Raw genomic sequence first — 13,419 nt, forward strand, 5'->3', positions numbered from 1 at the left:
AATATATATAAAGTGAAAAACGATTTTTTAAAATACCAAGGACAGACCACACCACACCCTTTAGCTATTGAAATTTCTCATGCTAGTGGTAGCTATATTTACGATAGTAAAGGTAAAAAAATGTTAGATTTTGTAGCAGGAGTTTCTGCAAACAGCCTTGGACATAATCACCCAAAAGTTACTGAAGCTATAAAAAAACAGCTAGATAATTATACACATGTTATGGTTTATGGCGAGTTTATTCAAAAACCACAGCTAGAATTATGTAAAGCTTTAGCAAATACACTTCCTGAAAATTTATCTGCTGTTTATTTAGTCAATTCAGGTACTGAAGCTACCGAAGGAGCTTTAAAATTAGCCAAACGTTTTACTGATAGAGCTGAAATTATTGCTGCAAAAAATGGATATCACGGAAATACACAAGGGGCTATGAGCGTTTGTGGCGCTGAGGAACAAAATCGTGCTTTTCGTCCTTTAATTCCTGGTGTTAAATTTATTGAATTTAATAATGAAATAGATTTAGAAAAAATCACTACAAAAACAGCAGGTGTTATTTTAGAAACTATTCAAGGTGGCGCTGGTTTTATCGAACCTAAAAATAATTATTTATCCAAAGTAAAAAAACGTTGTGAAGAAGTTGGAGCATTGTTAATTTTAGATGAAATTCAAACAGGTGTTGGACGTACTGGAAAATTTTGGGGGTTTGAAAACTATAATATGACTCCTGATATCATCATAACAGGAAAAGGTTTAGGCGGAGGAATGCCTATTGGCGCTTTTATTGCTTCTTTTGATGTAATGAGCTGTTTAAAAGAAAATCCTAAATTAGGTCATATTACTACTTTTGGTGGGCATCCAATAATTGCTAGTGCAGGATTAGCAACTGTAACAGAAATTACAACAACAAATATTATTGAAGAAACTATAAGAAAAGAAAAGCTTATTAGAAATAATTTTAAAAATCAAAAAGCGATTAAAGAAATACGAGGAAGAGGTTTAATGCTTGCTTTAATTGTTGATTCTCCTGAAATAGCTTCAAAAATAATTCTTAACTGTTTGGATAAAGGCTTGATTTTATTTTGGTTACTTTTTGAAGGAAGTGCTATAAGAATCACACCTCCATTAACAATTTCAGATGAAGAAATTAATGAAGGATGTGCTCTTATTATAAATGAATTTAATAATCTTTAAATTAAAAATTCAAACAAATTAGGTTTATCATTTAAATATTCACCGTAAAAATTAAGTGACTTCATTCTAGCTATTAAAGGAGCTAAATCTTCACTTTTTACAAGTTCAATACCTACTACAGCGGGTCCGTTTTCTCTACTTGTTTTCTTAGAATATTCAAAGTAAGTAATGTCATCATTCTCACCTAAAACATCTATAACAAATTCTTTTAACGCACCTGCTCGTTGTGGAAAACGAATAATAAAATAATGCTTTAATTGACCATACAATAATGCACGTTCTTTAATTTCGGCAGTTCTTGTAATATCATTATTACTTCCACTAATTACGCAAACAACATTTTTACCTTTAATTTCATCAGCAAAAAAATCTAAAGCAGTTATCGTTAAAGCCCCTGCAGGCTCTACAACAATCGCTTCTCTATTATACAAATCTAAAATAGTTTGACATACTTTTCCTTCTGGAACTGTAATCATATCGTGTAAATTTTCTTTACATATATCAAAAGTTAAATGTCCTACTTGTTGTACAGCAGCTCCATCAATAAACTTATCAATTTTAGCTAGTTTTACATTTTTATTTTTAGAAATAGAAGTTTTCATAGACGCAGCACCTTCTGGCTCTACACCTATTACTTTTGTATTTGGTGATAATAATTTAAAAACACTTGATACTCCAGAGGCTAATCCTCCTCCACCTACAGGTACAAATACGTAATCTATAGTTTCTTCTGATTGCTTAATTATTTCTAAACCAACTGTTGCTTGTCCTTCTATAATTTTTTTATCATCAAAAGGATGTACAAATGTTTTACCTAATGTATCACATATATTTTTTGCAAAAGTATAAGCATCATCAAAAGTATCACCAGATAATTTAATATCAACATAATCTCCACCAAACATTTTAACTTGTTCTACTTTTTGTTTTGGTGTAGGTGCTGGCATTACAATAGTACCATGAATTTTTAACTTCTTACAAGCAAAAGCAACTCCCTGAGCATGATTACCTGCACTTGCACAAACAATTCCATTACGGCGTTGTTCTTCAGTAATCGAGCTAATTTTATTATATGCTCCTCTAATTTTATAAGATCTAACTTGTTGTAAGTCTTCTCTTTTTAAAAAGATATTTGCATCAAATTTTTCTGAATAAATATAATTTCTTAATAGCGGAGTTTCTATAGCTACACCTTTCAGTGTAGCTACAGCCTCCTCTATTGCTTTTATTGTTGGTGAATATGTGGTTTTTATTTGCATATTTCTAATGGAAAACTACTTCTTCTTTTTGATCTTGCTCAATTACTTTCATTGCCGTCATTGAAGTTCTTAATGTTTTACCAATAGCTTCAATTGGGTGATTTTGAATAGCGTTATTTACAGCAATTAATTCTAAATTATCTACTTCGTTAGATCCTGTACCAAAAGCTTTACCGATAATAGAAGTATCAACTTTTTTAGTTAAATCAACTAACATTGGTTTAGCTGCATGATCAAATAAATAACATCCGTATTCAGCTGTATCAGAAATAATACGGTTCATTTCAAATAATTTCTTTCTTGCTACAGTGTTAGCAATTAAAGGTAATTCATGTAATGATTCGTAATAAGCAGATTCTTCTTTAATTCCTGCTGCTACCATGTTATCGTAAGCTAATTCTACACCAGCTCTTACAAAAGCAACCATTAATACTCCGTTATCAAAGTACTCTTGATCACTAATTTCTTCTGAAGTAGCTGCTGTTTTTTCAAAAGAAGTTTCTCCTGTTGCTGCTCTCCAAGATAATAAGTTAACATCATCATTAGCCCAATCTTCCATCATTGTTGTTGAGAAATGACCTGACATAATATCATCCATATGTTTCTCAAATAATGGAGCTAAAATAGTTTTTAATTCTTCTGAAATTTCAAAAGCTTTAATTTTAGCTGGGTTCGATAAACGATCCATCATATTTGTAATACCTCCATGCTTTAAAGCTTCGGTAATTACTTCCCATCCGTATTGGATTAATTTAGATGCATATGCTGGCTCAATTCCTTCTTCTACCATTCTTTCAAAAGATAAGATAGATCCGGTTTGTAATAAACCACATAAAATAGTTTGCTCTCCCATTAAGTCAGACTTAACTTCTGCAACAAATGAAGATTGTAATACTCCTGCTTTATGGCCACCAGTTGCAACTGCATATGCTTTTGCTTGTGCCCATCCTTTATTTTCAGGATCATTTTCTGGGTGTACAGCAATTAATGTTGGCACACCAAAACCTCTTTTATATTCTTCTCTAACCTCAGTACCAGGGCACTTAGGCGCAACCATAATTACAGTTAAATCTTCACGAATTTGCATTCCTTCTTCTACGATGTTAAAACCGTGAGAATAAGATAATGTAGCTCCTTTTTTCATTAAAGGCATTACTGTATTAACAACTCTTGTATGTTGTTTATCTGGCGTTAAGTTTAAAACTAAATCAGCCGTAGGAATTAATGCTTCAAAAGTATCAACATTAAAATTATTTTCAGATGCATTTTTAAAAGAAGCTCTTTTTTCTTCAATTGCAGCACCACGTAAAGCATAAGAAACATCTAAACCAGAATCTCTCATATTTAAACCTTGGTTTAAACCTTGTGCTCCACAACCAATAATAACTACTTTTTTACCTTTTAAAGCGCTAACTCCTTCAGAAAATTCTGAAGCGTCCATGAATCTACATTTTGCTAGTTGCTCTAACTTTCCTGCTAATGATAATGTATTAAAATAATTTGTTGCCATCTTTTTAGTATGTTGTTATTGTTGTTTGTTAGTTGTTTTCTAATAATAATGTTGAAATTTTCATTTCGTCTTTAGTAATTGCAATTCGTCCTGATCTAACAAATTGCATTATACCATGTTTATCTAAAGTGTGGTATAATTCTTCTATTTCTTCTTTAGTTCCTGATTTTTCAAGTACAAAAAAGTCTTTATTTATATTTATAATTCTCGATTTACTACTATTAATTATAGTTTGAATTTCATCATTAGCTATTAATGATTGAGAACTTAACTTAAATAAACAAGATTCTTGGTATATAGTATCTTCATCTGTATGATAATATGCTTTTATTACCTCGACTTGCTTTTCTATTTGACCTATAATTTTTTTAATCTGTTCTTCAGTTACTTTTACAAGTAATGTAAATCTTGAAACACTTTTTATTTCTGATTTAGAAATATTCATGCTTTCAATATTAATATGTCTTCTTAAAAAAATCCCTGAAATTCTATTCAATATACCTAGTTTATTTTCGGTATAAATTGAAACAGTATATGTTTGTCTATTTTCCATAATTATTCTAATCTTATATCTGAAACTGATGCTCCTGTTGGTATCATTGGAAATACATTGTTTTCTTTTTCAACACAAACTTCTAAAAAGTATGCATCTTTAGAATCCATCATTTCTTTAACACTACTTGCTAAATCTTCTCTTTTAGTTACTTTTTTAGCATCTATACTATATCCTTTTGCTATAGCTACAAAATCAGGATTAGTCATTTCAGTTGAAGCATATCTTCTATCAAAAAACAATTGTTGCCACTGACGTACCATACCTAAAAACTCGTTATTAAGTACCACTATTTTTACAGCTGCTTTGGTTTGTAAAATAGTACCTAATTCTTGAATATTCATTTGGTAACCACCATCACCAGCAATCATAACTACTTCTCGGTCTGGCATTCCCATTTTAGCTCCAATTGAAGCTGGTAAAGCAAACCCCATTGTACCTAAACCACCTGAAGTAATGTTACTTTTAGTTTTGTTAAACTTTGCATAACGACAAGCAAACATTTGATGCTGACCAACATCAGAAACAATAATAGCATCACCACCAGAAGCTATATTAATTTCTTTTAAAACCTCAGCCATTGTTAATCCATCTTTAGTTGGGTATAAGTCTTCTTTTTGTACTTTTTCGTACTCTATTTTATCTAACTCAGCAAACTCGTTTAACCAAGCTTCACGTGAATTTTTATTGATTAAAGGTAAAATATCTGCCAAAGTTTGTTTAACATCACCTAAAACAGCAACATCAGCCTTTACATTTTTATCAATTTCAGCTGGGTCTATTTCAAAATGAATAACTTTAGCTTGCTTAGCATATCTATTTAAATCACCTGTTACACGGTCGTCAAAACGCATACCTACTGCAATTAACAAATCACACTGATTTGTTAAAACATTTGGTGCATAATTACCATGCATACCAACCATACCTACATTTAACTCATGTGCTGTTGGTAATGCTGATAAACCTAAAATTGTCCAAGCTGATGGAATATTTGCTTTTTCAATAAAAGCTTTAAACTCCTCTTCTGCTTGTCCTAAAATAACACCTTGACCAAAAACAATCATTGGTTTCTTAGCACTATTTATTAACTCGGCTGCTTCTTTTACTTTATCTAAAGAAACATCAGGTTTCGCTTTATAACTACGTACAGATGTGCATTTTTCATATTCAAAATCGAACATTTCAAACTGAGCATCTTTTGTGATATCAATTAAAACTGGTCCTGGTCTTCCTGATTTTGCAATGTAAAATGCTTTTGCAAAAATTTCTGGAATTTCAGAAGCTTTTGTTATTTGATAGTTCCACTTTGTTACTGGTGTTGATATTCCAACAATATCAGTTTCTTGAAAAGCATCAGAACCTAATAAATGAGATGCTACTTGACCTGTAATACAAACCAATGGTGTAGAATCTATTTGAGCATCAGCAATACCTGTAATTAAATTTGTAGCTCCAGGTCCTGAAGTTGCAATTGCTACACCAACCTTACCAGTTGCTCTGGCAAAACCTTGTGCTGCATGTGTTGCCCCTTGTTCATGACGCGTTAATACATGGTTTATTTTATCTTCGTACTTATATAATTCATCATAAACTGGCATAATTGCTCCACCAGGATATCCGTAAATTAAATCTGCTCCTTCTTCAAGTAAGCATTTTACTACAGCTTCTGCACCAGAAATATGCAATTTTTGCTTAGAAGCTCCGTTAGATTGTGTTTGAGTTTTTGTTGTCATAAATTTTGGTATTAAATTCCATCAGTTACACATCCTTTAGATGCTGATGCAACAGTTTTTGCATATTTATATAAAATCCCTTTTTTATGCTTTAATTCTGGAGCAACCCATTTCGATTTTCTTTCTGCTAATTCTTCATCAGAAAGTAATACGTTTATAGAGTTGTCTTCAGCACTAATTCTAATTTTATCTCCTGTTTCAAGTATACCTATTGTTCCTCCTGATTGAGCTTCAGGTGTAATATGTCCTACTACAAAACCGTGAGTTCCTCCTGAAAAACGACCATCAGTAATTAATGCTACAGATTTTCCTAAACCTGCTCCCATAATTAATGAAGTTGGTTTTAACATTTCTGGCATACCAGGTCCTCCTCTTGGTCCAACATATCTAATAACTACAACATCACCTCTTTCAACTTCTCCGTTAGAGATACCTGTATTTGCTGCTTGTTCTCCATCATAAACAACTGCTTTCCCTTCGAAAAGTAATCCTTCATTTCCTGAAATTTTAGCAACAGCTCCTTCTGTAGCTAAGTTTCCATAAATTATCTGAATATTCCCAGATGATTTTAAAGCTTTATCTGTTGGATGAATTACATCTTGCTCTTCAAACTCCATTGCTTCAACATTTGCTAAATTCTCAGCTAATGTTTTTCCAGTAACAGTTAAACAGTCACCATGTAAATATCCATTATCTAGTAAATATTTCATAACAGCAGGTGTTCCTCCTATCGAGTGAACATCTTCCATTAAATATTTTCCTGATGGTTTTAAATCAGCAATTAATGGCGTTCTATCACTTACTTTTTGAATATCATCTAAAGTAAACTCAATATCTGCAGCGTGTGCAATTGCTATAAAGTGTAACACTGCATTTGTAGATCCTCCTAAAGCGTTAACTATTGCAATAGCATTTTCTAATGATTTTTTAGATATAATATCTAAAGGCTTTAAATCTAACTCTAATAAATTTCTAATAGCTAAAGCTGTTCTTTCTGCTTCAGATAATTTATTAGGATTTTCAGCAGGTATCGATGAGTTATAAGGTAATGCAAACCCCATACATTCTATTGCAGAAGCCATTGTGTTTGCAGTGTACATACCACCACATGCACCTGCACCAGGAATTGCTCTTTTGATAATCTCTCTATACTCTTCTTCTTCTATCTCTCCTGCTACTTTCTGACCTAAAGCCTCAAATGCCGAAACGATATTTAATTTTCTTCCTTTATAATTTCCTGAAGCAATTGTTCCTCCGTACATCATAATAGATGGACGATTTAAACGTAACATTGCTATTACTGCTCCTGGCATATTTTTATCACAACCAACTACAGATACTAATGCATCATAACTTTGTGCATTCATTACTGTTTCTATTGAATCAGCAATAATATCTCTAGAAGCTAAAGAATAATTCATACCTGATGTTCCCATAGAAATACCATCAGAAACACCAATTGTATTAAAACCTAAACCAACTAAACCAGCAATTTTTGTTTCAATTTTTACTTCGGCAGCCAAATTATTTAAATGCATGTTACACGGATTTCCGTCATAACCTGTACTTGCAATACCTATTTGGGCTTTGCTCATGTCTTCATCAGTTAAACCGACTGCATACAACATCGCTTGTGATGCTGGTTGAGATTCGTCTTGTGTTAACCTGCTACTGTGTTTGTTTAATTTCATTTTAAGTTCTTTTCTTTTTAATCTAATTGTGCTTTTTATTTATATAATTTTATTAATTGATATATCATTTATTCTTTTTTAAAACTACTAAAAATTGATTTTTCAATTAATTATTATTAATATTTAAAACACTTATATATTCAAAATTATTTTATTGTGTTATAACAGTTATTATTCATGAACCTATTTAACGATATCTAATATGCAAATAAAAGACGTAAACAATTAAAAAACAATGACTTAAAGTTTTATTTCTACCCTATTCAATAATTAAAATTCTTATAAAAAAAAGCTTCCTAAAAATTTAGGAAGCTTTTTTAATTTATAATTATAAAATACGCTTCCTACCTATGCGAAATAACCACAAGGACAATAATAGAAATAATATTTAAAATTTGTTTTTTCATTTGATTCTGCAAATATCAGTGTTTTTTATTAAACTATCTTAACTAAATTGAAATATTTAAAACAAAATGCATAATTCTATGTTTTATGATATTCTTAATTTAAGGAGTAATAATAAGCTCTTTTTTTACATAAATTAAACAGATATCTAGAATCACAAATTATCTTACAATTTCAATACATTTTTTTCAATTTAATGAAATGAAACATCGTAAAATAAAACTTTTTATCATAAAAAAGCTTCCTAAACAGGAAGCTTTTTTATTTATAATTATAAAATACACTTCCTTATCATTGTGAAATAATCACAATAACAATAATAGAAATAATATTTAAAATTTGTTTTTTCATTTGATTAAGCAAATATGAGTATTTTTTATGAAACTTCTTACATTTAATTATTTAAATTTATAATCTGTACTTTCTCCTTCACTTTTCGCTTTATGTAATATTTTTTTTGATATCGATTTTTCGTTTCAAGTAAAATTCGTTAAATTATCTTTTTAATGTATGTAAATTTTATTTCCCGCATAATTTGCGATAAAAAAACGAAACTAAAACTAGGACAGAATCTGTATATTTCAAAAATTAAATTTACAAAAACTTAGTTACTAAAAATGCTAGTGCTTCTGCAATTCCAGATTTAAACTTAGCTATTATCTTCCTATCTTTATTAATTTTAATAAATCTTTATCTAAAAAAAACCGTACTAAATAGCACGGTATTTTATATATTAAATTAACAACTATATAATAGTACTCTGTCCCGTATGAATATTTTGAAAATTAATATTACTATCTTCTTTATTATAAATATAATCAGCAATAAAATCTCCTACTTTACGTGTTCCAAAATTCTTATCAGAATTAATATCTTCAGTAGTTATTCCTAATTCTAATGATTTTTCAACAGCAGCTTCTATAGTAAAAGCTTCTTCGTGTAAACCTAAATGTTTTAATAACATTGCTGCAGATAAAATAGCTGCTAATGGATTAGCAATATCTTTTCCTTTTGCTTGTGGAAATGAACCATGAATAGGCTCAAATAATCCATTTTCTTTTCCGATAGATGAAGATGCTAATAAACCAATAGAACCACCGATTACACTTGCTTCATCAGATAAAATATCTCCAAATAAGTTTTCAGTTAAAATTACATCAAACTGCTTTGGATTTAAAATTAATTGCATTGCTGCATTATCTACAAAAATAAAATCAAGAGCAACATCAGGATATTGTTTTGCTAAAACTGTTACTGTTTTACGCCACAATCTTGAAGTTTCTAACACATTTGCTTTATCAACCAATGTTAATTTTTTTCTTCTATTTTGTGCTGCTTTAAAAGCTAAATGCGCAATACGTTCTATTTCTATTACAGAATAAGTACAACCATCTGAAGCTACTTGCTTATCTTCACTAAGTTCTTTTGTTCCAAAGTAAATACCTCCAGTTAACTCTCTATAAATAGTAATATCAGTTCCTTGAATAATTTCTTTTTTCAAAGGAGAATTTTCAATTAATTGCTGATATGCTTTTACAGGGCGTTCGTTACAGAAAAGACCTAATTCTTTTCTTAACTTTAATAAACCTTGTTCTGGACGAACTGTTGCCGTAGGATCATTATCATATTTAGGATCTCCGATAGCTCCAAATAAAATAGCATCACTTTTTCTACAAATAGCAATTGTTTCATCTGGTAACGGGTTACCTGTTTTATCAATAGCACAAGCACCCATCAATGCTTCATTAAATATAAAGGTATGATCATACACATTTGCCACTGCTTTTAAAACTTTTTGAGCTTGTGCAGTTACTTCTGGTCCAATACCGTCTCCTGGAATTACAGCTATATTAAATTTCATTTTTTATATTTTATAATGAAGCTTCAAAAGCTTCTATTTTATCTTTTTTACTTACTAAGAAATCGATGTCATCATAACCATTAATCATACAAACTTTTTTATATGGATTAATTTCAAAACTACTAGTACCTACAGCTGTTATAATTTCTTGATTTTCTAAATCAACAGTAACAATAGTATTTGGTTCTTCTGTAACTTTCTTTAATAATTTTTTTAAATATTCTTCGGATACTTGTATTGGTAAAATACCATTATTAAGTGCATTTCCTTTAAAAATATCAGCAAAAAAACTACTAACAACAACTTTAAATCCGTAACCAGCTAAAGCCCAAGCTGCGTGTTCTCTACTAGAACCACATCCAAAATTATCTCCAGCAACTAAAATACTTCCTTTAAAACTTTTATTATTTAAAACAAAATCTTCGTTTACACTTCCATCTTTATTAAAACGCCAATCTCTAAAAACATTATCTCCAAAACCTTTTTTATCGGTAGCTTTTAAAAAACGTGCTGGTATAATTTGATCGGTATCTACATTTTCGGTTATTAATGGAACCGCGGTATCAATTAATTTTACAAACTTTTCCATCTTAATTTAACTGTTTTGTGACATCAATAATTTTTCCTTCTACTGCTGTTGCTGCTGCCATTAAAGGACTTGCTAAAATAGTTCTAGATCCTTGTCCTTGACGTCCTTCAAAATTTCTGTTAGATGTAGACACACAGTATTCTCCTTCTGGTATCTTATCATCATTCATAGCTAAACAAGCTGAACAACCTGGCTGACGTAATTGAAAACCTGCAGCTTCAAAAACTGTTTTTAATCCTTCTTCCTCAATTTGTTTTGCAACTTTTTGAGACCCTGGAACTAACCACGCATTTACATTTTGTGCTTTCTGTTTTCCTTTTACGTAATTTGCTACTTCTCTAAAATCTTCAATTCTAGAATTAGTACAACTACCTATAAACACATAGTTTATTTTCTTATCAATTAAACTCTCACCTTTTTGAAAGTTCATGTAAGATAATGACTTTTCTAAAGAAACGTCATTATCTTCTGGAATATTTTCTGAAATTTTAATTCCCATCCCAGGGTTTGTTCCAAAAGTAAGCATTGGCTCAATATCTTCGGCATTGAAAGTATATTCTTGGTCAAAGGTAGCATCAGCATCTGATGGTAATGTTTTCCAGTAAGCTACTTTCTTATCAAAATCAACTCCTTTTGGAGCAAATTCTTTTCCTTCTACATAATCAAAAGTAGTTTGATCTGGTGCAATCATTCCTCCTCTTGCTCCCATTTCAATACTCATGTTACAAACCGTCATACGACCTTCCATAGACATTTCTTCAAATACATTTCCTGCGTATTCACAAAAATAACCTGTACCTGAATTCGTTCCTAATTGAGCGATAATATAAAGTATAACATCTTTAGGTAAAACGCCATTTCTTAATTTTCCATTAACAGAAACACGTAAACTTTTAGGTTTTTGAAGCAATAAACATTGACTTGCAAACACCTGTGCAACCTGACTTGTACCAATACCAAAAGCGATTGTTCCAAAAGCTCCGTGAGTTGATGTATGAGAATCTCCACAAACCATAGTCATACCTGGTTGCGTAATTCCTAGTTCAGGTGCTATAACGTGTACAATTCCGTTATTTTCGTGCCCTAATTCGTATAAAGTAATATTATTTTCTTTACAATTTTTTGTTAATTGCTCTAATTGATTTCTAGATAAATCATCTTTAATAGGTAAATGTTGATTTACAGTTGGCGTGTTATGATCTGCCGTTGCAACAATTTTATCAGGACGCGCTACTGAAATACCACGTTCTTTCAATTCATTAAAAGCCTGTGGACTTGTAACCTCATGAATTAAATGTTTATCTATATATAAAACTTGTGGTCCGTTTTCAATTGAATCTACCACATGGGCATCCCATACTTTATCAAATAATGTTTTTCCCATTATGCAATTATTATTTTTGATATTTTATTTACTTGTTCCATAATTACATGAAGATCTTCATCAATTACTTCTTTTTGTTTATCTGCTACATTTAAAAATAACTGATATGCAGAATCTAATTGTATTTTGGTTAATTCATAACCTATATTTTTAGCTCTATAAGCTAATGCAGCTCTACCACTCCTAGCAGTTAAAAGGATTGCACTTTCTGTAACACCAACATCTAATGGATTCATTATTTCGTAAGTTTCACGATTTTTAATAACCCCATCTTGATGTATTCCTGAACTGTGTGCAAATGCATTTGCTCCAACAATTGCTTTATTAGGTTGCACAGGCATTCCCATACTTTCACGAACCATCATACTTGTATCGTATAATAATTTTGTATTAATATCGGTTTGTAAGTTTAAATATGGATGCTGTTTTAACACCATAACAACTTCTTCTAATGCTGTATTTCCTGCACGTTCACCTATTCCATTAATTGTACATTCTATTTGTCTTGCACCATTAATTACACCTGCAATCGAATTTGCTGTTGCCATTCCTAAATCATTATGACAATGACAAGATATGATTACATTTTCAATTCCTTTTACATTTTCTTTTAAATACTTAATTTTTGCTCCATATTCATCAGGTAAACAATATCCTGTTGTATCAGGAATATTTAAAACTGTTGCTCCCGATTTTATCATTTCTTCACAAACTCTAGCTAAGAAAACATTATCTGTTCTACCAGCATCTTCTGCGTAAAACTCAACATCATCAACAAAATTTTTAGCATAAGAAACAGCTTCCTTACCTCTTCTGATTACCTCATCTTGCGATGAATTAAATTTATATCTAATATGAGAATCACTAGTACCAATTCCTGTATGAATTCGAGGTTTAACAGCATATTTTAAAGCTTCTGCTGCAACTTCAATATCTTTTTTTACAGCTCTTGTTAATCCACAAACAGTTGCATTTTTAACAATTTTAGCAATTTCATTTACTGAAGCAAAATCTCCAGGGCTAGAAACTGGAAAACCCGCCTCTATAACATCAACGCCTAAAAAATCAAGTCTTTCTGCAATAATTAGTTTTTGTGTTGTGTCTAGCTTGCATCCAGGCACTTGCTCTCCATCACGAAGTGTTGTATCAAAAATTTGGACTTTATCGTTTTGCATCTCTATTAATTTATTTACCTTTAATTAACTCAAATTTATATATTAGATTTTTTAAAAAACAACTT

The 13,419-nt window shown here is 30.7% G+C and carries 10 protein-coding genes; 1 reads left to right on the forward strand and 9 read right to left on the reverse strand.

The window, feature by feature from the left end:
• Window positions 1–12: 12 nt before the first annotated feature.
• The gene (locus tag PG913_RS07130; RefSeq protein ID WP_271230123.1) at window positions 13–1,191 is read left to right on the forward strand and encodes an aspartate aminotransferase family protein; all 1,179 of its coding nucleotides are present in this window, start codon (window positions 13–15) and stop codon (window positions 1,189–1,191) included.
• Here PG913_RS07130 and ilvA read toward each other — a convergent pair.
• From ilvA to PG913_RS07175, 9 genes are all read right to left on the reverse strand, one after another.
• The gene (ilvA, locus tag PG913_RS07135; protein ID WP_271230124.1) at window positions 1,188–2,450 is read right to left on the reverse strand and encodes a threonine ammonia-lyase IlvA; all 1,263 of its coding nucleotides are present in this window, start codon (window positions 2,448–2,450) and stop codon (window positions 1,188–1,190) included. The genes PG913_RS07130 and ilvA overlap by 4 nt on opposite strands.
• Window positions 2,451–2,454: 4 nt before the next feature.
• Complete coding sequence (gene ilvC / locus PG913_RS07140) at window positions 2,455–3,960, reverse strand: ketol-acid reductoisomerase (RefSeq protein WP_271230125.1); 1,506 nt, start codon at window positions 3,958–3,960, stop codon at window positions 2,455–2,457.
• A gap of 28 nt (window positions 3,961–3,988) precedes the next feature.
• Window positions 3,989–4,513 (reverse strand): acetolactate synthase small subunit, encoded by a 525-nt coding sequence (gene ilvN, locus PG913_RS07145; protein WP_271230126.1) that lies wholly within the window; start codon window positions 4,511–4,513, stop codon window positions 3,989–3,991.
• A gap of 2 nt (window positions 4,514–4,515) precedes the next feature.
• A complete protein-coding gene (gene ilvB, locus PG913_RS07150) occupies window positions 4,516–6,249 on the reverse strand; it encodes a biosynthetic-type acetolactate synthase large subunit (protein ID WP_271230127.1) in 1,734 nt (577 codons plus the stop codon).
• A gap of 11 nt (window positions 6,250–6,260) precedes the next feature.
• Window positions 6,261–7,940: a dihydroxy-acid dehydratase gene (gene ilvD / locus PG913_RS07155; protein ID WP_271230128.1), complete on the reverse strand. Its 1,680-nt coding sequence runs from the start codon at window positions 7,938–7,940 to the stop codon at window positions 6,261–6,263.
• A 1,150-nt stretch (window positions 7,941–9,090) separates the two neighbouring features.
• On the reverse strand, window positions 9,091–10,206 hold the full coding sequence (leuB, locus tag PG913_RS07160; RefSeq protein WP_271230129.1) for a 3-isopropylmalate dehydrogenase: 1,116 nt from the start codon (window positions 10,204–10,206) through the stop codon (window positions 9,091–9,093).
• Between the two features lie 10 nt (window positions 10,207–10,216).
• A complete protein-coding gene (leuD, locus tag PG913_RS07165; protein WP_271230130.1) occupies window positions 10,217–10,795 on the reverse strand; it encodes a 3-isopropylmalate dehydratase small subunit in 579 nt (192 codons plus the stop codon).
• 1 nt (window position 10,796) lies between these two features.
• Window positions 10,797–12,179: a 3-isopropylmalate dehydratase large subunit gene (gene leuC / locus PG913_RS07170; RefSeq protein WP_271230131.1), complete on the reverse strand. Its 1,383-nt coding sequence runs from the start codon at window positions 12,177–12,179 to the stop codon at window positions 10,797–10,799.
• Window positions 12,179–13,354: a 2-isopropylmalate synthase gene (locus PG913_RS07175; protein ID WP_271230132.1), complete on the reverse strand. Its 1,176-nt coding sequence runs from the start codon at window positions 13,352–13,354 to the stop codon at window positions 12,179–12,181. The genes leuC and PG913_RS07175 overlap by 1 nt, the downstream gene beginning before the upstream one ends.
• Window positions 13,355–13,419: the final 65 nt, after the last annotated feature.

Origin of the sequence: Tenacibaculum pacificus (assembly GCF_027941775.1) — a bacterium.
GTDB lineage: Bacteria > Bacteroidota > Bacteroidia > Flavobacteriales > Flavobacteriaceae > Polaribacter > Polaribacter pacificus_A.

Excerpts from the sequence above, each read along its gene's own strand:
- ilvC (WP_271230125.1), bottom strand. The coding sequence starts at position 3,960 with ATGGCAACAAATTATTTTAATACATTATCATTAGCAGGAAAGTTAGAG.
- leuB (WP_271230129.1), bottom strand. The coding sequence starts at position 10,206 with ATGAAATTTAATATAGCTGTAATTCCAGGAGACGGTATTGGACCAGAA.
- leuD (WP_271230130.1), bottom strand. The coding sequence starts at position 10,795 with ATGGAAAAGTTTGTAAAATTAATTGATACCGCGGTTCCATTAATAACC.
- leuC (WP_271230131.1), bottom strand. The coding sequence starts at position 12,179 with ATGGGAAAAACATTATTTGATAAAGTATGGGATGCCCATGTGGTAGAT.
- ilvB (WP_271230127.1), bottom strand. The coding sequence starts at position 6,249 with ATGACAACAAAAACTCAAACACAATCTAACGGAGCTTCTAAGCAAAAA.
- ilvN (WP_271230126.1), bottom strand. The coding sequence starts at position 4,513 with ATGGAAAATAGACAAACATATACTGTTTCAATTTATACCGAAAATAAA.
- PG913_RS07175 (WP_271230132.1), bottom strand. The coding sequence starts at position 13,354 with ATGCAAAACGATAAAGTCCAAATTTTTGATACAACACTTCGTGATGGA.
- ilvA (WP_271230124.1), bottom strand. The coding sequence starts at position 2,450 with ATGCAAATAAAAACCACATATTCACCAACAATAAAAGCAATAGAGGAG.
- ilvD (WP_271230128.1), bottom strand. The coding sequence starts at position 7,940 with ATGAAATTAAACAAACACAGTAGCAGGTTAACACAAGACGAATCTCAA.